Raw genomic sequence first — 24283 nt, 5'->3', positions numbered from 1 at the left:
TCGGGTGTCCGGTACGGTCTCCGGTCCGGTGGAACTCGTCGTCGAGGACGTGCGTTATGAGATCGACGGGCAGCCGCTGCTGCACGGGATCGACCTCACCGCCCGCCCCGGCGAGACGGTCGGCGTGGTCGGGCCCAACGGCAGCGGCAAGACCACGCTGCTGCGCTGCGTCTACGGCACCCTGCGCCCGAGCGGCGGGCGCGTGGTGCTGGACGGCACGGACGCGGCCACGCTGGGGGTCAAGGACCGTGCCCGGCGGGTGGCGGTCGTGCCCCAGGACGCGGCCGGCACCTTCGGGCTGACCGTGCGCGAGGTGGTGGCCATGGGGCGCAGCCCGCACAAGAGGTTCTGGGAGCAGGACGGCCCGGACGACGTACGGCGCGTCGCCGAGGCCCTGGACACCGTCGGCGCGGCCGCGCTCGCCGGGCGCCGTTTCGACGGGCTCTCCGGCGGCGAGCGCCAGCGCGCCCTGGTGGCCCGCGCCCTGGTCCAGGACCCCGGCCTGCTCGCCCTGGACGAGCCGACCAACCACCTGGACATCCGCTACCAGCTGGAGATCCTCGGCCTGGTCCGCGCCCTGCCGGCCACCGGCCTGCTGGTCCTGCACGACCTCAACCTGGCGGCGATGTACTGCGACCGCCTGTACGTCCTGGCGGGCGGCCGCGTCGCCGCATCGGGCACCCCGGCGCAGGTATTGACGGAGCCGCTGCTGGCAGAGGTGTACGGGGTGCGCACCCGCATCGCCACCCACCCGACGACGGGCGCGCCGAGCATCGTCTACCTTCCGGAGGATGGGGAGCGAACAGGGCACTGACGTGCCGGACTGGGACGGGCTGGAGTTCGGGGAGGCGGCGGGGGATCGGCTGCGCCGGGCCCGTCGCGAGGGTCTGAGCATGAACCGTGCCGCGCCCGACGGGATCCTGGTGGGGCTGATCGGCGCCAGCGAGCAGCTGCTGCACCGGCCGGACCTGCCGCAGGCGGTGCTGGAGGCGGCGATCGGGCATCCGGACCGGCGCGTGCGCGGCGCTCTCGCCGAGTACCGGGGCGCCACGATGCGGTTCTCCAGGACCGGTACCCGGACCTGCGTCCCGCTGACCGCCGATCAGTGGTCCCGGCTCGTGCTGGGAGAGGCAGGCTCGCAGCGGAGGTACTTGGTGGCTGCCCTGGCGGCCGACGCCGGGGTGCCGTTGACGGAGGAGGCGTACGAGGCGCTGACCACTGCCGGCTCCCACGCGGTCAGGGCGGACGCCGCGAGCCTGCCCGGCCTGCCGGAGCGGCTGCTCGCCGCCCTGGCCCGCGATCCGGCGGCGACCGTACGCGCGGCGGTCTGCGGGGCGGCCTGGGCGGAGCTCGGGGACGAGGTGCGGGACCGGCTGGCCGCGGACCCCCACGAGACGGTGCGCAGGGCCGTCGCGGTGGCCCGCCACGAGGAGGTCCCGGTCACGGCCGAACTGTTCGACACCCTGCACGGGAAGTACGCCGCGGTGGAGGCCCTGCGGCTCGAACCGGACCTGGCGGCCCGGCTCTGCGCGGACGAGGAGCCCTCCGTGCGGCGGAGACTCGCGGAGAACCCGTACCTGGGCCCGGACCTGGTCGCCGTACTCGCCGCCGATCCGGAGCACGGCGTACGCCTCGCCGCATCGGTGCGGCCCGAGCTGACGGAAGATCAGCGGGCCGGCCTCCTGGCGGGCTTGGAGCTGGACGGGATGCGGCGCACGGTCCCGTGGGTGGTGGCCCTGCACGGCGACCCCGGGGCGATGCGGCGGCTCGCCGCCTCCGTCCATCCCGTGCTGCGGAGCAGTGTGGCGACGGCCCGGCGGCTGCCGGCCGATGTCGTGGAGCGGCTGGCCCGGGACGAGGACCGGGTCGTGCGGCTCTTCCTCGCGGAGGAGTGCGAAGACGCCCCGGCGGACATGCTGCTGGAGGTCTGGAACTGGTGGACCGGGAGCCTGTCCACGCCCGACCGGCCCTACGGCCACCCGAACTTCCCCGGCCGGGACCTCCTCCGCTACGCCGGGGATCCCGACCGGCGGCTGCGGCAGCTGGCGCTGGACGACCCGGACTCGACGGCGGAGCTGGTGGAACGCTTCAGCCGGGACGGGGACGAGGAGGTCCGGGCCCGGGCGGCGACCGACCCCCGGCTTTCCGCGGAGTCGGTGCTGCGACTGCTCGACGACCCGGACCCCTGCGTCCGACAGCTCGCCGCCCGGCACCCGCGACTGCCGGTGCCCGCCCTGGCCGGGCTGCTCGGCGACGAGCAGACGGCGAGGGCGGCGGCGCGGAACCCGGCGCTGCCGGAGCGGGTCATGCGGCGCATGCTCGACTGACTTGCCGACTTGCCGACTTGCCGACTTGCCGACTTGCCGACTTGCTGACCTGCCGGGCGCCGAGCCGCATCCGCATCCGCTCGGGGCGGTGGCGGACCCCGCTCCGGTGCTACTCCTTGAAACCGCCGTACGGCCGGGTGATCAGTTCCATGCCGTGCCCCGAGGGGTCCTGGAAGTACACGCCGCGGCCGCCGTCGTTGTGGTTGATCTCGCCGGGGTGCCGGCCGTGCGGGTCCGCGAAGTAGGTGATCTTCGCCCGCTGGATCCGCGCGAAGGCCTCGTCGAACTCGGTCTCGGAGACGAGGAACGCGTAGTGCTGCGGGGTGATGGACCCGTCCGGGACGGTCGCGAAGTCCAGGGTGACGCCGTTGGCGGTTTCGACGGGGATGAAGGGGCCCCAGGGCGCCCCGACTTCGAGGCCCAGGAAGTACGCCAGGAATTCCGCGGACTCCCGGTTGTCACGGGAGTGGATGATCGTGTGGTTGAGCTGGATCGTCATGAGTGGATGCCTCCGAAAGGCATGTCCCGGCACCTCCATGTCTCACCCAGCCGGTGACCGACACGCGATGCCGCGACATGATCCTAAACATCCCTTACGTATGGAGTCCAGGCCTTCCGAACCGCCCGGCGAGGTGCGGCGCCCCGGTGCGGGGGCGGCGCCGCCGGTCATCCGTCCTTCCTCCCCGAGGGCGAGGGCCTGCCCGACGCCGGTGCCGGCCCGGGCGCCGCACCCGTCTGAGCGGCCCTCGGGCCTCCGGATCAGCTCCCCGAACCCCCGTACACCGCCTTCACGTTGTCCTGCGCCGGATGCGTCCGTCCCGCCGGGCCCGCGGCGAAGGCGCGCAGCAGGTTCTCCGTCACCCGTGTGGTCAGGGCGCCCGAGCGTGCGTCCAGGCCGTGGTTGGCGCCGCTGCGGCCGTCGCCCTTCGCGTCGAGGGCCTCGACCCAGCGCATCGTTCCGGTCGCGAGGACGGCGGCGCCGCTCGGCACCGTGTAGTACGCCGTGTCCTGGTGGCTGGGACGGCCCTCGCAGACCACGGGGGAGTGGGCCAGGATCTCGATCGGGCGGGGGGTCGTGAAACCGGTGTTGACCTTGTCGTACTCCACGCCGACCAGGTGCGCGAACGTGTCGCCCGCCTTGGCGCCGGTGCCCTCGAAGAGCCAGTGGCCCGGGTTGGTCACCACGTACGGGGCGTCCACCGGGTAGCCGTCGTAGATCACGCCGAGCAGCGAGCTCTCCGGGTCCGCGGCGGGCGGGGAACGGAAGTCGACGGTGGCCGGGTGGCCGCGTTTGAAACCGGGGTCCTGGTCGTAGGAGGACTTGTAGCAGACCACCGTGCGGTCCGGTCCCAGGTCGGAGGCCTCCAGCCGGATCCGGCGGTAGCAGCAGTTCGCACCGAGGATCGCGATGTTGGTGCCGGCGTCCCGGGCGGCGGTGAAGTGCGCGCGCTGCTCGGGCGACCAGTACTCGTCGTGCCCGAGGGACAGGACCGCCGAAGCGCCTTCCAGCAGCCGCTTCTCCCGGGCCACGTCGGTGGTCGTCGTGTAGCCCAGGGGGATGCCGAGCCGCTCGGCGAGCGCGAGCAGCGGGGCCTCGTAGACGAGGAACAGGCCCGCGCCGTCGTCGTACTCGTAGGGCCGGTCGAAGGTCACGGCGAGCGAGCGGGAGGCGTAGCCGCCGCTGGGGCCGTCGTAACTGCCGTAGCCGCCCCACCGGTTGTACGCCTGCCAGGTCGCCACCGCGTTGACGACGACGGTACGTCCTGACGCGCCGGCGGACCGCACGGTGACGGGGACGAAGCGCTGGCCCTCTCCGCCCTGCGCGTCGAGGCGGAGCAGGTAGCAGCCTTCGGGCCAGTCCTTCGTCTCGACGGTGGCGCTACGGGTCCACCGGGTGCGGACCATGCGGGTCCCGGAATCCACCGTGTGGTCGGGCTGACGCACCCCGGGCAGGGCTTCGGACCGCCAGACCAGCCGGGCCCGGGCCCCGCCGTACCAGCCCATGCGGTAGGCGGAGACGGTGAACCGGGGCGCGGTGGTGGAGACGTGCAGGCCGAAGGGCTCGCCGGGCAGGACGCTGACCCTGTCGGCGAAGCCCTCGATGGCCCGCGCCGGCCCGGCCTTGGTGACCTGCCAGTCGGCGTTCCCCGGGCGGGCGTTCTCGGCCTTGACGTCGAAGCCGTGCGGCCCGTCCTTCTCCGGAGAGCCGGCAGGCTTGGGGCTCGGGCCGGGCCCCGCCCCCTCCGCCTCCCCGGCGTCCCCGTTCGCGCAGCCGGCCACGGCCCCCAGCCCGGCGGCGGTGGCCGCCGCCCCCGTCGCCAGGGCGAGGAACCGCCGCCTGCCCGCGCCTTCGCCGTCCCCGGCTATGTGCTCCTGATCCATGAAGGGCACGCTATGTCACCGTGTGGCCTACACATCTACCGCCCCGCGCTCGGCCGGGGATCCGGTCAGGAGAGCGCGCCCGGAGCCTGGAAGTCACCCCAACCGGACCACCACCTCCTGGCCGGCCCCTTCCAGCGCGGTGAGGCTGCCGAAGCCCAGCTGGAGCGTGGCCCCGGTGGTTGCCGAGACCACGCTCGCCGCCCGGGTCAGCACCTGGGCCACGGGCCGGTTCCACACCAAGGTCAGCGCCGTCAGGGTGCGGGTCGGGTCCGAGACGCGGAGCGCTGCCGTGCCGTCGCCGGGCTCCCGCACCGTCACCGAACACGGCGCGCTCGCCCACAGGGTGCCGACCGTCGCGGCCTGCCAGAAGTTGACCCCCGTGAAGCCGAGCGAGCCCACCGCCACACCCTGGGCGGTCACGTTGTTGGAGAGCACCGTGAGCCATCCCGTGGCGGCGGACCGCGCCGAGGTCTGGGCGGCCGAGGCGCCGGGCATCAGCTGGTAGACGTAACTGCCGCCGGCCGGATCCGTCCCGTGGTCGTACCAGAGGGTCAGGTACCGCCGGGTCAGGGCCGTGGTGGAGGAGCTCCGGTTGATATCGCTCCACCGGCCGGTGCGGGCCTCCCGCAGCGCCCTGAAGGTGCCAGACCCCGACATCACGTACCCGCCGAAGCCCGCCAGGTGCGCCCATCCGGGCCCGGGGAAGGAAGCGGTCCAGCCCAGGGCGGCCGGCTGGACCGTGCCGCCGACGGTCAGTGCGTGACTCCCGGCCGCGCCCAGATTCCGGTTGTCGATGACCGTATCGACCGCGGTGCCGTCGGTGGCACTGATCCCCGCGCCCAGGCAGACCACCGTGTCGTCCAGGAAGAACCACGATTTGCGGGCCGTGAGGGTGCTCCCCAGCCCCTTGAGGTGCTGGCCCACCGAGGCGAACTCTCCGTCCGTCGTACCCCCCACCCAGGTGGCGTCCGGCCGGGAGGCCCCCCAGTCGCCGCCCGCGCCGTCGGCGAGCACCTTGCGCGACACGGTCGTCCCCGGCAGCCGGTACGGATCGACCGTGGGCCAGAACGCGTCCGAGTACTGGCCGTTCCCGTAGCTGGAGCCCCACCAGCAGAGCATGCCGCTGCCGGTGTGCCAGCCGCGCAGGTTCTCGCCGTTGCCCGTCTCGTAGTGCGTGATCCGCTTCGAGGACATGGACAGGGAGGCCGCCCAGCCCGGCCGCCGGTGCGCCGCCCGGTCCATCGAGGGGAACAGCCGGTGCGCCACCGGTTCAGGCGCGGCCGTCACCGCGGTGTCCGCCGCGACCTCGGAGAGCCTGGCCAGGGCCGACAGGGTCTGCGTGGCATCCGCCGACGGGGGACTGTAGTAGTCCCGTGCCACCCAGCCCTTCACCAGGGCCCGCCAGCAGGCCCGTTCGGCACTGCTCGCGCCTTCGGCGAGGAGCAGGATCGCGGCGAGTACGGCGTGCCCGCGGGTGTGGTCGTCCGTCTGGATCCGGAGGGGATCGGCTACCTGGACGCCGCGGCTGGGCGCCCGCCCCGACACCGCGTCCATGATCAGCCCGTTGAAGAGGAACGGCGCCCACGCGTGCTCGACCGCGTCGAAGACGGTCTGCGCGCCGGGGTCCGTGACCTCCCACGCCGTCCCCTTCAACAGGCCGAAAAGCATGCCCAGTCCGCCGAGCATCACCGCCCCGTACGAGCCGGTGTACGCGACGTAGAAGTGCTGGACGAAGGATCCGTCCCGGTAGAGCCCGTCACCGGTGGTGACGTACGGGAAGACCGGTGAGAGCGCGTCCCGGGCCAGGGCGATCTTCGCGTCGTCCCCGCCGACCACGCCGCGCAGCGCGAGCACCCGGCACAGGTCCACCCGGTTCGCTCCGGTACTCGTCCCCGTGTACGCGCCGACCGAGGAATCGGGCACGAAATGGTCCACGGCGGCGCAGTAGTCCGCGAGCTGGGAGGCGGACAACTGGCCGTACATCAGGACGACGGTGTCGAGCAGCGCCTGTGGGGCGCCGATCTGCCAGCACCACCAGTTGCCGTACCGCGTCTGGCCGGCGTTGTAGGCCTGGGCGTGGAGATGATCCAGCCCCGTCAGTACGGCCGTGCGCAGTGCGGCGTCGCCGGTGAGCCCCGTCCCGGGCCGGACGTAGGCCTCCGCCATGCCGCGCAGCCGGTAGTAGCTCTGTGCCAGCCATTCGGGGTCCGTGGTGAACACCTGGTCGGGCCAGAGCGATCCGGTGGCCGGGGCCATGGCGGAGCGCCACTGCCCCGCCTGCGCGCCCAGTGCCGCCAGCCGGGTGCGGAACGGCTCCGCTGTGGGGGAGAACGGAGCCCCCAGGACGAGCCCCTGCCACACCGTGCGCATGGCCTCGTGGACCGATGTCACCGTCCCGGCGGCCGCCTGGAAGGCCGGAGTGCCGAGCAGCACCACACTTCCGCCCACCGCCGTGAGGAAGGCACGGCGGCTCCACACATCTGTCATCGCAGTCTCCTTTGACTGAAACGCTCCGGCCCCCCGGGTTGTCCGCCCCCCCCGCTACCTCACGCGACGTGCTCGCGGTAGCGGTCGATCACCTCCTGGAGCACCTCCCCACCGTCCCGGGCCCACAGCCCCGGATTGAAGATCTCCACCTCCACCGGCCCCAGATACCCGGCTGCGTCGGTCAGTTCACGGAAGGCCCGCAGGTCGATCGAGCCGTCGCCCAGCTGCCCCCGGCCCAGCAGCACGCCCTCGGGAAGCGGGGTCACCCAGTCGGCCACCTGGACCGACACGATCCGTCCGGCCTCGCCGGCCCGCAGCACCTCGGAGGGGAAGCGCTCGTCCCACCACAGGTGGTAGGCGTCGACGACCACGCCCACCTGCCGCGCCGGGAACCGCTCGGCGATGTCCAGGGCCTGGCCCAGGGTGGAGACCACGCAGCGGTCCGCCGCGTACATCGGGTGCAGCGGCTCGATCCCCAGACGCACCCCGTGCGCGGCGGCGTACGGGGCCAGGTCGCCCAGGATGCCGACGATCCGCTCCCGGGCTCCGCTCAGGTCCCGGTCCCCGTCCGGCAGCCCGCCCGAGACCAGGACCAGCGTGTCGGCGCCCAGCTCGGCGGCTTCCTCCACGGCCCGGCGGTTGTCTTCCAGAGCGGCTGCCCGTCCCACCGGATCGGCGGCAGTGAAGAAGCCGCCCCGGCACAGTGAGCTGACCCGCAGGCCGGCCCCGGCAATCAGTTTCGCGGTCTCCCGCACCCCGAACCGCCGTACCGGATCGCGCCACAGCCCGACCGCGCGGACCCCGGCCGCCGTGCAGCCGGCGACCAGCTCGGGCAGCGACCACTGCCGGACCGTCTCCTGGTTCAGGCTGAACCGGTCGGGCGCCGGCGCCGGGCTCACGAGGTCACCCCGTGCAGGGCCAGCAGCTGCCGCATCCGGCCCTCGGCGAGCTCAGGGTCCGGGAACAGGCCCAGGTCGTCGGCCAGTTCGTACGCGGTGCACAGATGGGGAAGGGAGCGGGCCGAGTGCAGTCCGCCCACCATCGCGAAGTGCCCCTGGTATCCCGCCAGCCAGGCCAGCAGCACCACGCCCGTCTTGTAGTAGCGGGTGGGCGGCGCGAACAGGTGCCGGGACAGCGCCACCGTCGGATCCAGCAGCTCGCGGAACCCCGCGGCGTCGTCCTGGTCGAGGGCGAGCGCGGCCCGCGCCGCGATCGGGGCGATCGGATCGAAGATGCCCAGAAGGGCGTCGCTGGCCAGCTCCCCGTCCCCGGCGATCAGCTCCGGATAGTGGTAGTCGTCGCCCGTGTAGCAGCGCACGCCCGCCGGCAGCCGCCGCCGGATCTCCACTTCGCGCCCCGCGTTGAGCAGCGAGACCTTGATCCCGTCGACCTTTTCCGGATACTCCGAAATGATCTTCAGGAAGACGTCCGTGGCCTCGTCCAGGTCCTCGTGGCCCCAGTACCCCTCCAGCGCGGGGTCGAACATCGGCCCCAGCCAGTGCAGGACGACCGGCCGGGAACTCTGCCTCAGCAGCCGCCCGTACACCTCCAGGTAGTCCTCCGGGCCGCGCGCCGCCGTGGCCAGGGCCCGCGAGGCCATGAGCACCGCCGGTGCCCCGCAGGCCTCCACGTGCGCCAGCTGCTCCTCGTACGCCGCGGTCACGGCGGCCAGGGAATGCGCGGTGTCCGGAGCCAGCTGATCGGTCCCCGCCCCGCAGACGATCCGGCCGTCCACCGAGCGGGCCTCGGCGGTCGACCGGCGGATCAGCTCCGCCGCGACCGGCCAGTCCAGGCCCATCCCGCGCTGCGCCGTGTCCATGGCCTCGGCGACCCCGAGGCCCTGGGCCCACAGCCGGTGCCGGAAGGCCAGCGTGCTCTCCCAGTCGATCACCGGCTCCGCTTCGGACGAGGCGAACAGCGGGTCGGCGACCACGTGCGCGGCCGAATAGAAGGTGCGGCTGCGGGCCGGGCCGCAGGCCAGCGGCGCCAGCGGGGCGGCGACCGGCGAGTGGAGCCGGAATCCGCCGTCCACCGAGGGCAGTCGGATGCTCACAACGCCACCTCCGGTACCACGAGCCGCCGGCCCTCGGCGGAGGAGCGGAGCCCGAGATCGGCGAGCTGCACCCCGCGGGCCCCGGCCAGCAGGTCCCACTGCCAGGGCTCGTCCAGGACGACGTGGCGCAGGAACAGCTCCCACTGGGCTTTGAAACCGTTGTCGGCAGGGCTGTTGTCCGGAACCTCCTGCCACTGGTCCCGGAACCGCTCGGTCAGCGGCAGGTCCGGATTCCACACCGGCTTCGGAGTCGCCGCACGGTGCTGGATCCGGCAGCCGCGCAGCCCCGCGACGGCCGAGCCGTGCGTGCCGTCGACCTGGAACTCCACCAGCTCGTCGCGGTTGACCCGGACCGCCCAGGAGGAGTTGATCTGAGCGACCGCGCCGCCCTCCAGCTCGAAGATCCCGTACGCCGCGTCGTCCGCGGTGGCCTCGTACGGCTTGCCCTCCTCGTCCCAGCGGCGGCCGATGTGGGTGCGTGTCAGCGCCTGCACCGTGCGGACCCGGCCGAACAGCTCGTGCAGCAGGTACTCCCAGTGCGGGAACATGTCGGCGACGATGCCCCCGCCGTCCTGAGTCCGGTAGTTCCACGAAGGGCGCTGCGCGGGCTGCCAGTCGCCTTCGAAGACCCAGTACCCGAACTCGCCGCGCACGGACAGGATCTCGCCGAAGAAGCCGCCGTCGATGAGCCGCTTCAGCTTCAGCAGACCCGGCAGGAACAGCTTGTCCTGCACCACTCCGTGCTTGATCCCGGCCGCGTCGGCCAGCCGGGCCAGCTCCAGGGAGGACTCGAAGGTGAGGGCGGTGGGCTTCTCGCAGTACACGTGCTTGCCGGCCGCTATGGCCTGCCGCACGGCAGCCTCGCGGGCTCTGGTGACCTGGGCGTCGAAGTAGATCTCGACCTCGGGGTCGGCCAGCACCGCCGGCAGGTCCGTGCTCACGTGCTCCAGCCCGTGCTCTTCGGCGATGGCCCGAAGGGCCGCCTCGCGGCGGCCGACCAGCACCGGCTCCGGCCACAGCACCGTGCCGTCGCCGAGGTCGAGCCCGCCCTGCTCGCGCAGTGCGAGCAGGGAGCGGACCAGGTGCTGGCGGTATCCCATCCGCCCGGTGACGCCGTTCATGGCGATCTTGATCGTCCTGCGCTGCACGGTGTCCCCCTCCTTCGTCTTGTGCGGTGTCGCTTGTGCGGTATTGCCCGTGGGGTGTTGCTCGTGTGGTGTTGCAGGGAAAGCAGGATAGAAAGCGCTTTCACTGCCATCAGGCTAGGGCCGGGCAACATGACGGTGCAAGACTCGTACGGGTGATAGAAAGCGCTTTCTCCATCGGCGACTATGGAGATCCACACGCCGGATGAGACGATGACCCGGGACGGATCGGAAGGAGGGGACGATGGCGGTCACACTCGCCGAAGTGGCGGCGCACGCGGGCGTATCGCCCGCCACGGTCTCGCGCGTGATGAACGGCGGATACCCGGTGGCAGGCGCCACCCGTACCCGCGTGGAGCAAGCGGTCGAGGACCTCGGCTACATCGCCAACGGCCCCGCGAGGGCTCTCGCCGCCGCGACCTCCGACCTCGTCGGCGTCCTCGTCCACGACGTCGCCGACAGCTTCTTCGGGATCCTCGCCGGATCCCTGCAGAGCGCCCTCACCTCCGGCGGCCAGGGCGACGCGCGCCGGCTCGCCGTCGTCTGCAACACCGAGGGAGCCCCGGCCGCCGAGCTCGACTACCTCGCCCTCCTGGAGGGCCAGCGGGCCGGCGGGGTCGTCCTGACCGGCGGCGCCGTCGAGGAACCGGACCACACCCGGGCGCTCACCGCCCGGCTCGCGCGCATCGCGGCCACCGGCGCCCCGGTGGTGCTGTGCGGACGCCCGCCGCTGCCCCTGCCCGCGGGACTTCCCGTCGCCACCGTCATGTTCGACGACCGGGGCGGCGCCTTCCGGCTCACCGAGCACCTGCTGACGCTCGGCCACCGGCACATCGCCTACGTCGCCGGCCCGCCCGGACTGAGCACCACCCGGGAACGCCTCGCCGGACACCGGGACGCCCTGCGCCACCACGACCCCGAACTGCCCGGGCGATGCGCCGACCTCACCGTGCACGCGGGGTTCGAGCGCTCCGCCGGATACGACGCCACCCGTGAACTGCTCCGCCGGGGCGCCCCCGTCACCGCCGTGGCCGCCGCCAACGACACCGTCGCCACCGGGGTCGCCGCCGCCCTGCGCGAGGCGGGCCTGCGGATACCCGAGGACGTCTCCGTCGCCGGCTTCGACGACCTGCCCGTCTGCATCGACACCGCGCCCACCCTCACCACCGTGCGGATCCCGCTGCGCGAGGCGGGCGTGCTCGCCGCCCAGTACGTCACGGGTCGCAGAGCCCTGCCCCCCGGCGGCATCACCACGCTCCCCGCCGAGCTGATGGTGCGCGCCTCCACCGCACCGCCGCCCGCCGGGCCGCCCGCCGCGACCGGAGGGACCCGCCCGTGAGGTACGCCTTCTCCACCCTCGGTCTGCCCGGCACCCCGCTGGAGCGCAGCGCCGCCCTCGCCGCCGCCCACGGCTACCAAGGCCTCGAACTGCGGGCCCATCCCGAGGAGCCCCTGCACCCCGGCAGTTCCGCCGCCGACCGAGCGGCCGGCCTGCGCACCCTGGCCTCCGCCGGTGTCACCGTGCTCGGCGTCGCGGGGTACGCCCAGGTGGCCGCCGCCGGCGCCGACGAGCCCGTACTCACCGAGATCCATGCCCTGGTCCGGCTCGCCGCCGATCTCGAAGCCCCGTACGTCCGGGTCTTCCCCGGCGGTGGTGAACTGCCCCCGGCGGCCGCCGATGCCCATGCGGTCCGCCGGCTCCGGGCGGCCGCGCCCTTCGCCGAGCAGCACGGGGTGCGGATCCTGCTGGAGACCCACGACTCCCATCGCACCGGGGCCGCGACGGCCCGGGTGCTCGACCGGGTCGGGCATCCGGGCGCGGGCGCGCTGTGGGACGTACTGCACACCTGGCTCGGGGGCGAAACCTCCGCCGAGTCGGTCCGGGCCCTCGCCGGGCATCTGGGATACACGCAGGTCAAGGACGTGCGGTCCGCGCAGGAGCTGACCCCGCTCGGGCTGGGCGCGGGAGCGCTGCCGCTCGCCGAGGCCGTGGCCCTCGTGCCGGAACAGGGCTGGCTCTGCTGGGAGTACGAAAAGCGCTGGTATCCGGGCGCCGCCGAACTGCCGGGGCAGCTCGCGCGGGGCCGGGAACATTTGGAGGCACTGACCCGGGCGGCCTCGGCCGGGTAGGGGAGGGTGAGTCGTCCGGTCAGGCGGCAGGGCAGGCTGGGTAGGCCGGGTAGGGCAAGGCCGATCCGGGCCGGGCAGGGCCGGGCAGGGTCGAGCCGCGCAGGGCCGGGCAGGGCCGGGCGAGGTCGAGCCGCGCAGGGCCGGGCCGGGCGTGGGAGAGCAAGGTCGGGTCGAGCCGGGCGTGGCCGCTGTGGTTGCGTCATCTTGTGGGCGCGTTCAGGGGTCGGTGGCCGATCGGGTCCTCGTCGACGGTGAACGGCCACCGCCACCCCTCTTGCATGTTCTATGGCATACCCCATAAGTTACCGCCAGGTAGACCGCTCGGCGGGTCACATCGTCGTCGGGAAGGGGTGGGGCGGATGAGTCCGCGCAAGACTGACAGCCGCGACCGGATGGTCCTCAGCGCCGCCGTCCTCCTACGTGAGTACGGGGCGAGCGGAACCAGCATCGACCGGGTGCTCGCCCACAGCGGAGCCCCTCGGGGCTCGGTGTACCACCACTTCCCCGGCGGGCGGACACAGCTCATCGACGAGGCGGTGGCGCTGGCAGGGGACTTCATCGCGGGTCTGCTCGACGCCATCACACAGGCCGATGATCCGGTGGACGCCATCGACGCCTTCTTCGTGCTGTGGCGCGACCGGCTCGTGGAGAGCGGCTTTCGGGCCGGCTGCCCGATCGTGGCGGTGGCCGTGGAGACCAACGACGACGCACCCCAGCTCGCCCGCTCCGCCGCCGCGGTCTTCGCCCGCTGGCAGGATGCCCTCGCCGCCCTGTTCGTCCGGCACGGTCTGACCGGGGAACGCAGCCGGAGGCTGGGTTCCTTCATCATCGCCGCGGTCGAAGGCGCGGTGATCATGTGCCGGGCCGAGCAGAGCACCGCCCCGATCGAGGCGGCCGCCGCCGAGATCCACGATCTGCTCCGGTATGCCCTGCGGGACCGCCGCGAGGCCGGCCCCCTGCCCAGGCCGTAGCCCGCACCCGCTTCAGCTGCACCGTCCGAAGGAGTCGTCATGCCCTCGCTCGACCGCCAGGCCAACGGGCCGGACCTGGACTGGTTGTGCGCCCATGCCGACCAGCACCAGGACGACCACGTCGCCGCTGTCCCCTGCACCCCCGGCGTGGCCGCCCCCATCGGGACCCGGCCGCCGCCGCAGACCGCGTACGACGGCGTGCTCGCCAGCCGCCGCTACGGCGGCGCCGACACCGAGTCCACCGGCATCGTCGACCGGGCGCTCCCCAAGGGCGCCGTGCTCTCCACCACCGGCGAACTCGCCAAGGCACAGCGGGACAAGGCCGGCGACACCGCGGGCGGCATCAAGGCCCGCATCTACGCCCCCGCGCCGGTTGCCCCGGCCGCCCTGCGCGACACCGCGCGGCAGCCCCTCCCGGCCTGACGGACACCCCCGCACGACCATCCACCCAAGGAGAACGACCATGACCACCACTGACCTCGCCGCCATGACGGGCCTGGAACTGATGCGCTGGGTGCAGACCGAACGCCCCACCGACATCCCCTCCATCGGCCGGCTGCTCGGCATGCGTTTCGACGAGGTGGAGCACGGCCGCGTCGTCGTCTCCCTCGACACCCGCCCCGACTTCGCCAACCCCCTCGGCACCGTCCACGGCGGCATCGCCGCCACCCTCCTCGATTCCGCCATGGGCTGCGCCGTCCACACCACCCTTCCCGCCGGCACCGGCTACACCACCCTCGAACTCAAGGTCAACTACATCCGCGCCGCCCGCACCGACGGACAGGTGCTCACGGCCGAGGGCGCCGTCATCCACGCCGGCCGCCGTACGGCCACCGCCGAGGGCAAGGTGGTGGACGAGCGGGGCAAGCTGATTGCCCACGCCACCACCACGTGCATGATCTTTTAAGCGCCTGGCGGTTCCGGGTCAGGCCGAGTAGGGGAGCCGGGCCCGGTCGACGGGGTGGCGGAAGGCCAGGCCCCGGGCATAGCGCTCCAGTTCCTCGACGGCGGTCACCGCCAGTCGGTCCAGCTCCCCGCCCAGCGAACCCGCCACATGCGGGGTGAGCAGTACGTTCGGCAGGTTGTAGAGCGGGGAGACGGCAGGCAGCACTTCCGGTTCGGTGTGGTCGAGTACGGCGCACAGCCTGCCGGAGAGCAGCTCCGCGGTCAGCGCCGCGGTGTCGACGAGCGAGCCGCGCGCGGTGTTCACGAGGGTGGCGCCGTCCGGCATCAGGGCCAGCCGGGAGGCGTCCAGCAGGCGGCGGGTCTGCGGCAGCTCGGGCGCGTGCAGGCTCACCACGTCGCTGCGGGACAGCAGTTCGTCCAGCGGGACGGCCTCGGCGCCCAAGTCGGCGAGCTCAGCCGGATCCGCGTACGGATCGTGCACGAGTACCCGCAGGTCGAAGGGGCGCAGCAGTTCCAGTACGCGGCGGCCGATGAGGGAGGCGCCGACCAGGCCGACGGTGCGCCGGTAGTTGCCGACGGCGGGGTAACGGCCCAGCAGGTCCATGGGGCCGCGGGTCGCCCGGTAGGCGTGTGCGGACTCCAGAACGCGCTTGTTGGAGAAGAGGATCGCGGCGAGCGTGTACTCCGCCACCGGCAGGGCGTTCACAGCGGCGGCGCTGGAGACCAGCAGTCCGCGATCCCAGCAGGCCGGGGTGACATGGTGCTTGACGCTGCCGGCGGCGTGCACGACGGCCCGGAGCCGCGGCATCAGACCCAGGGCCTCCGCGTCCAGCGGAGGGCACCCCCACCCGGTGAACAGCACCTCGGCCGCGGCCAGCCGGTGGCGCAGGGCGTCCCCGGTGGAAGCGGAGCCGAAGTCCGTGACGAGCAGACCGGGATCCACGTCGGCGACCCGCAGCAGCTCGGGCAGGATCCGGCCGCCGAGTACGGCGTCCCGGGTGCCGGGGCTCATGGCCAGCACGGTGACGGGCCGGCGGGGAGCGGAGGCCGGGAGGCCAGGGGAGCCCGGGGAGTCGGGCGAGGGGGAAACGGAGCAGGAATCAGGGGCGGCGGACAAGGAGGAAGAAGAGGAGGAAGAGGAAGAGGAAGAGGAAGAGGCGGGGTGGGTCACGTGACGGCTCCTGCGGTGAGATCCGAAGTCCTGCCAGGCGGCCCGCGGCGGTGAGGCGGGGATGAACAGGAAGATGGTCACAAACCCCGGCCGCGGCGCCGGGAACGACACGTGGGCGAAGGCGCGCCGCCCCCGCGGGACGGGATGGGGCCCCGGGGCCGCCGCTCCCCAAAGAGGCGGCCCCGGTGCTGTTCAGGAGCCCCATCCTTGGCACGCATGATCATGTCGTCAAGAGCGAGTCGGCAATTCGATCGAAACGCTCATTCGGAGCCGGACGCTCCGCCCTTCTGCGGGCGGATCGTCAGCCGGGGCAGCAGCTCGAGATGCTGCCGCGGTCCCTCCCGCCCGGCCCCGGAACCCACGGCCTCCAGCCGGTCGAGCAGCAGACCTGCCGCCCTTGCCCCGACCTCGCGCTTTGCCGGAGCCACGGCCGACAGCGGTACGTCGGCCAGTCCGGCCACCTCGTCGTCGTACGTGATCACCGCCAGGTCCTCAGGGACCCGCACCCCCCGCGCCTGGAGCCGTGGGATCAGCATGATGGCGTCCGTGTCGCTGTGGATCAGGGCGGCGGTCACCCCGCCCTCCGTCACCGCCGCGCACAAGTAGTCCAGCGTCCGCACGAACGCCTCCGCCTCCGAGCCCGGCCCCGGCCCGAAGGCGCTGCCCGCCCCCGAGTCCGGGTCCCGGTCGGAGTTCCGGTCCGGGTCCCGGTCCGAGTCCGCACCCGGCCCGGCCGCGGGCCACGGCGGCGCCGGCTCGAGCCCGAGCGCGCTCACGGCCGCCGCGAACCCGGCCCGCAGCCGCCCCGAGGTCGGCGTCTCCCGACTGGCCAGCGCGATCCGCCGGTGCCCCTGCTCCGCCAGGTGCTGCACGGCCCGCGCCGCGCCGTGCGCGTGGTCGGAGGCGACCCGGTCCAGGGCCGCGGCCGGGTGTCCCGGCGGAGCCCAGCGTTCCACCAGGACGGTCGGCACCGGCAGTTCCGCCGTCCACGCCCCCTCGCCGGGCCCGGGCGACCCGGCGTTCCAGTTCGGGGTCAGCAGCAGCCCGTCCGCCCCCGTGGACAGCAGCCGGTCCGCCTGCGTCCGGTCCTCGCCCGCCAGATACCGGGTCAGCCCCACGGTGAGCCGCGCGCCCCGCGCTTCGACCACCTCGCGGGCGCCCCGCACGACGTCGGCGTAGTAGTACTCGGTGGTCGGCACGACCATCCCGATCACCAGCCCGCCGCCGCCCCGGGCACCCGCGCCGCCGCCCCGGGCACCCGCGCCGCCGCCCCGGGCACCCGCGACGCCACCCCGGCCACCGCCGTCACCCGCACGGTCCGCGCCGCCCGCTCCCGCCCACGCCCCGGTCGACAGGACACCGGCACCGGCGGCCGGAGCGGCATCCAGCCTGCTGATCACCCCGTGCATCCGCAGGATCTCGCCGCGCGCCGCCATCGCCTCCACGTCCCTGCGCAGGGTCACGGGGGAGACGCCCAGTTCCCGGGCGAGATCCGCCACGCGCACACTGCCCCGTGCCCGGACGAGCTCCAGCACCCGGGCCTGGCGCCGGTCGACATGTGGTCTCAAGGATCCCCCTGCGGTCTGCGAGGCGCGGTGCTCCCATCATAGGAGCCGGGTGGAGCCGGATCCGATCGATTCGATCGAATCCGATCAGCCGGTCATTGACGGCGCGGACCGCACGTTCATATATTCGGCCACGTCCCGCACCTCACGGCAGCATCTCGACCTCTCCCGGGGAGTCAGCGCATGCTCACGCACGACCAGGACGGCTTCCGGCGCGCAGACCGCCCCCACCGGATCGTTTCGGGGGCACTGCACTACTTCCGGGTCCACCCCGAACTGTGGGAGGACCGCCTCACCCGGCTGCGTGCCATGGGCGTCAACACCGTTGACACCCATGGCACGCAGCCGGGTGAGGCGGTCCTCCCACAGTTCGGGGTGGACCCGGAAGTAGTGCAGTGCCCCCGAAACGATCCGGTGGGGGCGGTCTGCGCGCCGGAAGCCGTCCTGGTCGTGCGTGAGCATGCGCTGACTCCCCGGGAGAGGTCGAGATGCTGCCGTGAGGTGCGGGACGTGGCCGAATATATGAACGTGCGGTCCGCGCCGTCAATGACCGGCTGATCGGATTCGATCGAATCGATCGGATCCGGCTCCACCCGGCTCCTATGATGGGAGCACCGCGCCTCGCAGACCGCAGGGGGATCCTTGAGACCACATGTCGACCGGCGCCAGGCCCGGGTGCTGGAGCTCGTCCGGGCACGGGGCAGTGTGCGCGTGGCGGATCTCGCCCGGGAACTGGGCGTCTCCCCCGTGACCCTGCGCAGGGACGTGGAGGCGATGGCGGCGCGCGGCGAGATCCTGCGGATGCACGGGGTGATCAGCAGGCTGGATGCCGCTCCGGCCGCCGGTGCCGGTGTCCTGTCGACCGGGGCGTGGGCGGGAGCGGGCGGCGCGGACCGTGCGGGTGACGGCGGTGGCCGGGGTGGCGTCGCGGGTGCCCGGGGCGGCGGCGCGGGTGCCCGGGGCGGCGGCGCGGGTGCCCGGGGCGGCGGCGGGCTGGTGATCGGGATGGTCGTGCCGACCACCGAGTACTACTACGCCGACGTCGTGCGGGGCGCCCGCGAGGTGGTCGAAGCGCGGGGCGCGCGGCTCACCGTGGGGCTGACCCGGTATCTGGCGGGCGAGGACCGGACGCAGGCGGACCGGCTGCTGTCCACGGGGGCGGACGGGCTGCTGCTGACCCCGAACTGGAACGCCGGGTCGCCCGGGCCCGGCGAGGGGGCGTGGACGGCGGAACTGCCGGTGCCGACCGTCCTGGTGGAACGCTGGGCTCCGCCGGGACACCCGGCCGCGGCCCTGGACCGGGTCGCCTCCGACCACGCGCACGGCGCGGCGCGGGCCGTGCAGCACCTGGCGGAGCAGGGGCACCGGCGGATCGCGCTGGCCAGTCGGGAGACGCCGACCTCGGGGCGGCTGCGGGCCGGGTTCGCGGCGGCCGTGAGCGCGCTCGGGCTCGAGCCGGCGCCGCCGTGGCCCGCGGCCGGGCCGGGTGCGGACTCGGACCGGGACCCGGACCGGAACTCCGACCGGGACCCGGACTCGGGGGCGGGCAGCGCCTTCGGGCCGGGGCCGGGCTCGGAGGCGGAGGCGTTCGTGCGGACGCTGGACTACTTGTGCGCGGCGGTGACGGAGGGCGGGGTGACCGCCGCCCTGATCCACAGCGACACGGACGCCATCATGCTGATCCCACGGCTCCAGGCGCGGGGGGTGCGGGTCCCTGAGGACCTGGCGGTGATCACGTACGACGACGAGGTGGCCGGACTGGCCGACGTACCGCTGTCGGCCGTGGCTCCGGCAAAGCGCGAGGTCGGGGCAAGGGCGGCAGGTCTGCTGCTCGACCGGCTGGAGGCCGTGGGTTCCGGGGCCGGGCGGGAGGGACCGCGGCAGCATCTCGAGCTGCTGCCCCGGCTGACGATCCGCCCGCAGAAGGGCGGAGCGTCCGGCTCCGAATGAGCGTTTCGATCGAATTGCCGACTCGCTCTTGACGACATGATCATGCGTGCCAAGGATGGGGCTCCTGAACAGCACCGGGGCCGCCTCTTTGGGGAGCGGCGGCCCCGGGGCCCCATCCCGTCCCGCGGGGGCGGCGCGCCTTCGCCCACGTGTCGTTCCCGGCGCCGCGGCCGGGGTTTGTGACCATCTTCCTGTTCATCCCCGCCTCACCGCCGCGGGCCGCCTGGCAGGACTTCGGATCTCACCGCAGGAGCCGTCACGTGACCCACCCCGCCTCTTCCTCTTCCTCTTCCTCTTCCTCCTCTTCTTCCTCCTTGTCCGCCGCCCCTGATTCCTGCTCCGTTTCCCCCTCGCCCGACTCCCCGGGCTCCCCTGGCCTCCCGGCCTCCGCTCCCCGCCGGCCCGTCACCGTGCTGGCCATGAGCCCCGGCACCCGGGACGCCGTACTCGGCGGCCGGATCCTGCCCGAGCTGCTGCGGGTCGCCGACGTGGATCCCGGTCTGCTCGTCACGGACTTCGGCTCCGCTTCCACCGGGGACGCCCTGCGCCACCGGCTGGCCGCGGCCGAGGTGCTGTTCACCGGGTGGGGGTGCCCTCCGCTGGACGCGGAGGCCCTGGGTCTGATGCCGCGGCTCCGGGCCGTCGTGCACGCCGCCGGCAGCGTCAAGCACCATGTCACCCCGGCCTGCTGGGATCGCGGACTGCTGGTCTCCAGCGCCGCCGCTGTGAACGCCCTGCCGGTGGCGGAGTACACGCTCGCCGCGATCCTCTTCTCCAACAAGCGCGTTCTGGAGTCCGCACACGCCTACCGGGCGACCCGCGGCCCCATGGACCTGCTGGGCCGTTACCCCGCCGTCGGCAACTACCGGCGCACCGTCGGCCTGGTCGGCGCCTCCCTCATCGGCCGCCGCGTACTGGAACTGCTGCGCCCCTTCGACCTGCGGGTACTCGTGCACGATCCGTACGCGGATCCGGCTGAGCTCGCCGACTTGGGCGCCGAGGCCGTCCCGCTGGACGAACTGCTGTCCCGCAGCGACGTGGTGAGCCTGCACGCGCCCGAGCTGCCGCAGACCCGCCGCCTGCTGGACGCCTCCCGGCTGGCCCTGATGCCGGACGGCGCCACCCTCGTGAACACCGCGCGCGGCTCGCTCGTCGACACCGCGGCGCTGACCGCGGAGCTGCTCTCCGGCAGGCTGTGCGCCGTACTCGACCACACCGAACCGGAAGTGCTGCCTGCCGTCTCCCCGCTCTACAACCTGCCGAACGTACTGCTCACCCCGCATGTGGCGGGTTCGCTGGGCGGGGAGCTGGACCGACTGGCGGTGACCGCCGTCGAGGAACTGGAGCGCTATGCCCGGGGCCTGGCCTTCCGCCACCCCGTCGACCGGGCCCGGCTCCCCTACTCGGCCTGACCCGGAACCGCCAGGCGCTTAAAAGATCATGCACGTGGTGGTGGCGTGGGCAATCAGCTTGCCCCGCTCGTCCACCACCTTGCCCTCGGCGGTGGCCGTACGGCGGCCGGCGTGGATGACGGCGCCCTCGGCCGTGAGCACCTGTCCGTCGGTGCGGGCGGCGCGGATGTAGTTGACCTTGAGTTCGAGGGTGGTGTAGCCGGTGCCGGCGGGAAGGGTGGTGTGGACGGCGCAGCCCATGGCGGAATCGAGGAGGGTGGCGGCGATGCCGCCGTGGACGGTGCCGAGGGGGTTGGCGAAGTCGGGGCGGGTGTCGAGGGAGACGACGACGCGGCCGTGCTCCACCTCGTCGAAACGCATGCCGAGCAGCCGGCCGATGGAGGGGATGTCGGTGGGGCGTTCGGTCTGCACCCAGCGCATCAGTTCCAGGCCCGTCATGGCGGCGAGGTCAGTGGTGGTCATGGTCGTTCTCCTTGGGTGGATGGTCGTGCGGGGGTGTCCGTCAGGCCGGGAGGGGCTGCCGCGCGGTGTCGCGCAGGGCGGCCGGGGCAACCGGCGCGGGGGCGTAGATGCGGGCCTTGATGCCGCCCGCGGTGTCGCCGGCCTTGTCCCGCTGTGCCTTGGCGAGTTCGCCGGTGGTGGAGAGCACGGCGCCCTTGGGGAGCGCCCGGTCGACGATGCCGGTGGACTCGGTGTCGGCGCCGCCGTAGCGGCGGCTGGCGAGCACGCCGTCGTACGCGGTCTGCGGCGGCGGCCGGGTCCCGATGGGGGCGGCCACGCCGGGGGTGCAGGGGACAGCGGCGACGTGGTCGTCCTGGTGCTGGTCGGCATGGGCGCACAACCAGTCCAGGTCCGGCCCGTTGGCCTGGCGGTCGAGCGAGGGCATGACGACTCCTTCGGACGGTGCAGCTGAAGCGGGTGCGGGCTACGGCCTGGGCAGGGGGCCGGCCTCGCGGCGGTCCCGCAGGGCATACCGGAGCAGATCGTGGATCTCGGCGGCGGCCGCCTCGATCGGGGCGGTGCTCTGCTCGGCCCGGCACATGATCACCGCGCCTTCGACCGCGGCGATGATGAAGGAACCCAGCCTCCGGCTGCGTTCCCCGGTCAGACCGTGCCGGACGAACAGGGCGGCGAGGGCATCCTGCCAGCGGGCGAAGACCGCGGCGGCGGAGCGGGCGAGCTGGGGTGCGTCGTCGTTGGTCTCCACGGCCACCGCCACGATCGGGCAGCCGGCCCGAAAGCCGCTCTCCACGAGCCGGTCGCGCCACAGCACGAAGAAGGCGTCGATGGCGTCCACCGGATCATCGGCCTGTGTGATGGCGTCGAGCAGACCCGCGATGAAGTCCCCTGCCAGCGCCACCGCCTCGTCGATGAGCTGTGTCCGCCCGCCGGGGAAGTGGTGGTACACCGAGCCCCGAGGGGCTCCGCTGTGGGCGAGCACCCGGTCGATGCTGGTTCCGCTCGCCCCGTACTCACGTAGGAGGACGGCGGCGCTGAGGACCATCCGGTCGCGGCTGTCAGTCTTGCGCGGACTCATCCGCCCCACCCCTTCCCGACGACGATGTGACCCGCCGAGCGGTCTACCTGGCGGTAACTTATGGGGTATGCCATAGAACATGCAAGAGGGGTGGCGGTGGCCGTTCACCGTCGACGAGGACCCGATCGGCCACCGACCCCTGAACGCGCCCACAAGATGACGCAACCACAGCGGCCACGCCCGGCTCGACCCGACCTTGCTCTCCCACGCCCGGCCCGGCCCTGCGCGGCTCGACCTCGCCCGGCCCTGCCCGGCCCTGCGCGGCTCGACCCTGCCCGGCCCTGCCCGGCCCGGATCGGCCTTGCCCTACCCGGCCTACCCAGCCTGCCCTGCCGCCTGACCGGACGACTCACCCTCCCCTACCCGGCCGAGGCCGCCCGGGTCAGTGCCTCCAAATGTTCCCGGCCCCGCGCGAGCTGCCCCGGCAGTTCGGCGGCGCCCGGATACCAGCGCTTTTCGTACTCCCAGCAGAGCCAGCCCTGTTCCGGCACGAGGGCCACGGCCTCGGCGAGCGGCAGCGCTCCCGCGCCCAGCCCGAGCGGGGTCAGCTCCTGCGCGGACCGCACGTCCTTGACCTGCGTGTATCCCAGATGCCCGGCGAGGGCCCGGACCGACTCGGCGGAGGTTTCGCCCCCGAGCCAGGTGTGCAGTACGTCCCACAGCGCGCCCGCGCCCGGATGCCCGACCCGGTCGAGCACCCGGGCCGTCGCGGCCCCGGTGCGATGGGAGTCGTGGGTCTCCAGCAGGATCCGCACCCCGTGCTGCTCGGCGAAGGGCGCGGCCGCCCGGAGCCGGCGGACCGCATGGGCATCGGCGGCCGCCGGGGGCAGTTCACCACCGCCGGGGAAGACCCGGACGTACGGGGCTTCGAGATCGGCGGCGAGCCGGACCAGGGCATGGATCTCGGTGAGTACGGGCTCGTCGGCGCCGGCGGCGGCCACCTGGGCGTACCCCGCGACGCCGAGCACGGTGACACCGGCGGAGGCCAGGGTGCGCAGGCCGGCCGCTCGGTCGGCGGCGGAACTGCCGGGGTGCAGGGGCTCCTCGGGATGGGCCCGCAGTTCGAGGCCTTGGTAGCCGTGGGCGGCGGCGAGGGCGGCGCTGCGCTCCAGCGGGGTGCCGGGCAGACCGAGGGTGGAGAAGGCGTACCTCACGGGCGGGTCCCTCCGGTCGCGGCGGGCGGCCCGGCGGGCGGCGGTGCGGTGGAGGCGCGCACCATCAGCTCGGCGGGGAGCGTGGTGATGCCGCCGGGGGCAGGGGCTCTGCGACCCGTGACGTACTGGGCGGCGAGCACGCCCGCCTCGCGCAGCGGGATCCGCACGGTGGTGAGGGTGGGCGCGGTGTCGATGCAGACGGGCAGGTCGTCGAAGCCGGCGACGGAGACGTCCTCGGGTATCCGCAGGCCCGCCTCGCGCAGGGCGGCGGCGACCCCGGTGGCGACGGTGTCGTTGGCGGCGGCCACGGCGGTGACGGGGGCGCCCCGGCGGAGCAGTTCACGGGTGGCGTCGTATCCGGCGGAGCGCTCGAACCCCGCGTGCACGGTGAGGTCGGCGCATCGCCCGGGCAGTTCGGGGTCGTGGTGGCGCAGGGCGTCCCGGTGTCCGGCGAGGCGTTCCCGGGTGGTGCTCAGTCCGGGCGGGCCGGCGACGTAGGCGATGTGCCGGTGGCCGAGCGTCAGCAGGTGCTCGGTGAGCCGGAAGGCGCCGCCCCGGTCGTCGAACATGACGGTGGCGACGGGAAGTCCCGCGGGCAGGGGCAGCGGCGGGCGTCCGCACAGCACCACCGGGGCGCCGGTGGCCGCGATGCGCGCGAGCCGGGCGGTGAGCGCCCGGGTGTGGTCCGGTTCCTCGACGGCGCCGCCGGTCAGGACGACCCCGCCGGCCCGCTGGCCCTCCAGGAGGGCGAGGTAGTCGAGCTCGGCGGCCGGGGCTCCCTCGGTGTTGCAGACGACGGCGAGCCGGCGCGCGTCGCCCTGGCCGCCGGAGGTGAGGGCGCTCTGCAGGGATCCGGCGAGGATCCCGAAGAAGCTGTCGGCGACGTCGTGGACGAGGACGCCGACGAGGTCGGAGGTCGCGGCGGCGAGAGCCCTCGCGGGGCCGTTGGCGATGTAGCCGAGGTCCTCGACCGCTTGCTCCACGCGGGTACGGGTGGCGCCTGCCACCGGGTATCCGCCGTTCATCACGCGCGAGACCGTGGCGGGCGATACGCCCGCGTGCGCCGCCACTTCGGCGAGTGTGACCGCCATCG

General features: G+C 73.6%; 22 protein-coding genes and 2 pseudogenes. 10 read left to right on the top strand and 14 right to left on the bottom strand.

Translation table 11 applies throughout. From position 1 onward, the window contains the following. Positions 1–28 precede the first annotated feature (28 nt). Positions 29–814, top strand: a complete 786-nt coding sequence (locus tag OG904_RS00300; RefSeq protein ID WP_405486100.1) for an ABC transporter ATP-binding protein — start codon at positions 29–31, stop codon at positions 812–814. Then, complete coding sequence (locus OG904_RS00295; RefSeq protein ID WP_405486102.1) at positions 792–2327, top strand: PE-PGRS family protein; 1536 nt, start codon at positions 792–794, stop codon at positions 2325–2327. The genes OG904_RS00300 and OG904_RS00295 overlap by 23 nt, the downstream gene beginning before the upstream one ends. Before the next feature lie 109 nt (positions 2328–2436). Here the strand turns inward: OG904_RS00295 and OG904_RS00290 are convergent, their stop codons facing one another. The 6 genes from OG904_RS00290 to OG904_RS00265 all read right to left on the bottom strand — a co-directional run bounded on the left by OG904_RS00290 (position 2437) and on the right by OG904_RS00265 (position 10370). Then, positions 2437–2826 (bottom strand): VOC family protein, encoded by a 390-nt coding sequence (locus OG904_RS00290; protein WP_405486104.1) that lies wholly within the window; start codon positions 2824–2826, stop codon positions 2437–2439. A 260-nt stretch (positions 2827–3086) separates the two neighbouring features. After that, positions 3087–4709 (bottom strand): N,N-dimethylformamidase beta subunit family domain-containing protein, encoded by a 1623-nt coding sequence (locus OG904_RS00285; RefSeq protein WP_405486106.1) that lies wholly within the window; start codon positions 4707–4709, stop codon positions 3087–3089. 93 nt (positions 4710–4802) lie between these two features. Next, positions 4803–7196 carry a polysaccharide lyase 8 family protein gene (locus OG904_RS00280; protein ID WP_405486108.1) on the bottom strand — a complete coding sequence of 798 codons (2394 nt, stop codon included), beginning with the start codon at positions 7194–7196 and terminating at the stop codon, positions 4803–4805. Positions 7197–7255: 59 nt separating this feature from the next. After that, positions 7256–8095, bottom strand: a complete 840-nt coding sequence (locus tag OG904_RS00275) for a sugar phosphate isomerase/epimerase family protein (RefSeq protein ID WP_405486110.1) — start codon at positions 8093–8095, stop codon at positions 7256–7258. Then, the gene (locus OG904_RS00270; RefSeq protein WP_405486112.1) at positions 8092–9249 is read right to left on the bottom strand and encodes a dihydrodipicolinate synthase family protein; all 1158 of its coding nucleotides are present in this window, start codon (positions 9247–9249) and stop codon (positions 8092–8094) included. The genes OG904_RS00275 and OG904_RS00270 overlap by 4 nt, the downstream gene beginning before the upstream one ends. After that, on the bottom strand, positions 9246–10370 hold the full coding sequence (locus OG904_RS00265) for a Gfo/Idh/MocA family protein (RefSeq protein ID WP_405497672.1): 1125 nt from the start codon (positions 10368–10370) through the stop codon (positions 9246–9248). Before OG904_RS00265 ends, OG904_RS00270 begins: the two co-directional genes overlap by 4 nt. A 268-nt stretch (positions 10371–10638) precedes the next feature. Here OG904_RS00265 and OG904_RS00260 point away from each other — a divergent pair, with 268 nt between their 5' ends. From OG904_RS00260 to OG904_RS00240, 5 genes are all read left to right on the top strand, one after another. After that, positions 10639–11733 carry a LacI family DNA-binding transcriptional regulator gene (locus OG904_RS00260; protein WP_405486128.1) on the top strand — a complete coding sequence of 365 codons (1095 nt, stop codon included), beginning with the start codon at positions 10639–10641 and terminating at the stop codon, positions 11731–11733. Then, positions 11730–12524, top strand: a complete 795-nt coding sequence (locus OG904_RS00255; RefSeq protein WP_405486116.1) for a sugar phosphate isomerase/epimerase family protein — start codon at positions 11730–11732, stop codon at positions 12522–12524. Before OG904_RS00260 ends, OG904_RS00255 begins: the two co-directional genes overlap by 4 nt. A gap of 359 nt (positions 12525–12883) precedes the next feature. After that, positions 12884–13495 (top strand): TetR/AcrR family transcriptional regulator, encoded by a 612-nt coding sequence (locus tag OG904_RS00250; RefSeq protein ID WP_405486118.1) that lies wholly within the window; start codon positions 12884–12886, stop codon positions 13493–13495. Positions 13496–13534: 39 nt separating this feature from the next. Beyond that, on the top strand, positions 13535–13918 hold the full coding sequence (locus OG904_RS00245; RefSeq protein ID WP_405486120.1) for a hypothetical protein: 384 nt from the start codon (positions 13535–13537) through the stop codon (positions 13916–13918). 40 nt (positions 13919–13958) lie between these two features. Then, positions 13959–14402, top strand: a complete 444-nt coding sequence (locus tag OG904_RS00240) for a PaaI family thioesterase (protein WP_405486122.1) — start codon at positions 13959–13961, stop codon at positions 14400–14402. 18 nt (positions 14403–14420) lie between these two features. Here the strand turns inward: OG904_RS00240 and OG904_RS00235 are convergent, their stop codons facing one another. Further along, positions 14421–15413 (bottom strand): hydroxyacid dehydrogenase, encoded by a 993-nt coding sequence (locus tag OG904_RS00235; RefSeq protein ID WP_405486124.1) that lies wholly within the window; start codon positions 15411–15413, stop codon positions 14421–14423. Between the two features lie 419 nt (positions 15414–15832). Further along, a complete protein-coding gene (locus tag OG904_RS00230; protein ID WP_405486126.1) occupies positions 15833–17140 on the bottom strand; it encodes a substrate-binding domain-containing protein in 1308 nt (435 codons plus the stop codon). Between the two features lie 180 nt (positions 17141–17320). Between OG904_RS00230 and OG904_RS00225 the strand changes: the two are divergent. Then, positions 17321–17458 (top strand): annotated as a pseudogene (locus OG904_RS00225) (beta-galactosidase); the annotation flags it as partial. 48 nt (positions 17459–17506) lie between these two features. Here the strand turns inward: OG904_RS00225 and OG904_RS00220 are convergent. Continuing rightward, positions 17507–17599: pseudogene (locus tag OG904_RS00220) on the bottom strand (hypothetical protein); the annotation flags it as partial. Positions 17600–17779: 180 nt separating this feature from the next. On the opposite strand from OG904_RS00220, the gene OG904_RS00215 reads away from it, so the two are divergent. Together OG904_RS00215 and OG904_RS00210 are read left to right on the top strand one after the other, a co-directional pair. After that, entirely contained in the window at positions 17780–19087 is a 1308-nt protein-coding gene (locus tag OG904_RS00215; protein WP_405486126.1) for a substrate-binding domain-containing protein, read from the top strand. 419 nt (positions 19088–19506) lie between these two features. Then, on the top strand, positions 19507–20499 hold the full coding sequence (locus OG904_RS00210; RefSeq protein WP_405486124.1) for a hydroxyacid dehydrogenase: 993 nt from the start codon (positions 19507–19509) through the stop codon (positions 20497–20499). A gap of 18 nt (positions 20500–20517) precedes the next feature. Here OG904_RS00210 and OG904_RS00205 read toward each other — a convergent pair whose 3' ends face one another. From OG904_RS00205 to OG904_RS00185, 5 genes are all read right to left on the bottom strand, one after another. Then, positions 20518–20961, bottom strand: coding sequence for a PaaI family thioesterase (locus OG904_RS00205; RefSeq protein WP_405486122.1), 444 nt, complete (start codon positions 20959–20961; stop codon positions 20518–20520). 40 nt (positions 20962–21001) lie between these two features. Continuing rightward, positions 21002–21385 carry a hypothetical protein gene (locus OG904_RS00200; protein WP_405486120.1) on the bottom strand — a complete coding sequence of 128 codons (384 nt, stop codon included), beginning with the start codon at positions 21383–21385 and terminating at the stop codon, positions 21002–21004. 39 nt (positions 21386–21424) lie between these two features. Beyond that, positions 21425–22036 (bottom strand): TetR/AcrR family transcriptional regulator, encoded by a 612-nt coding sequence (locus tag OG904_RS00195; RefSeq protein ID WP_405486118.1) that lies wholly within the window; start codon positions 22034–22036, stop codon positions 21425–21427. Positions 22037–22395: 359 nt separating this feature from the next. Continuing rightward, positions 22396–23190 carry a sugar phosphate isomerase/epimerase family protein gene (locus OG904_RS00190; protein WP_405486116.1) on the bottom strand — a complete coding sequence of 265 codons (795 nt, stop codon included), beginning with the start codon at positions 23188–23190 and terminating at the stop codon, positions 22396–22398. After that, complete coding sequence (locus tag OG904_RS00185) at positions 23187–24281, bottom strand: LacI family DNA-binding transcriptional regulator (RefSeq protein ID WP_405486114.1); 1095 nt, start codon at positions 24279–24281, stop codon at positions 23187–23189. The genes OG904_RS00190 and OG904_RS00185 overlap by 4 nt, the downstream gene beginning before the upstream one ends. Positions 24282–24283: the final 2 nt, after the last annotated feature.

This window comes from Streptomyces sp. NBC_00096 (assembly GCF_045041305.1).
Classification (GTDB): domain Bacteria; phylum Actinomycetota; class Actinomycetes; order Streptomycetales; family Streptomycetaceae; genus Streptomyces.
This window is presented reverse-complemented; position numbering and strand designations above follow the sequence as displayed.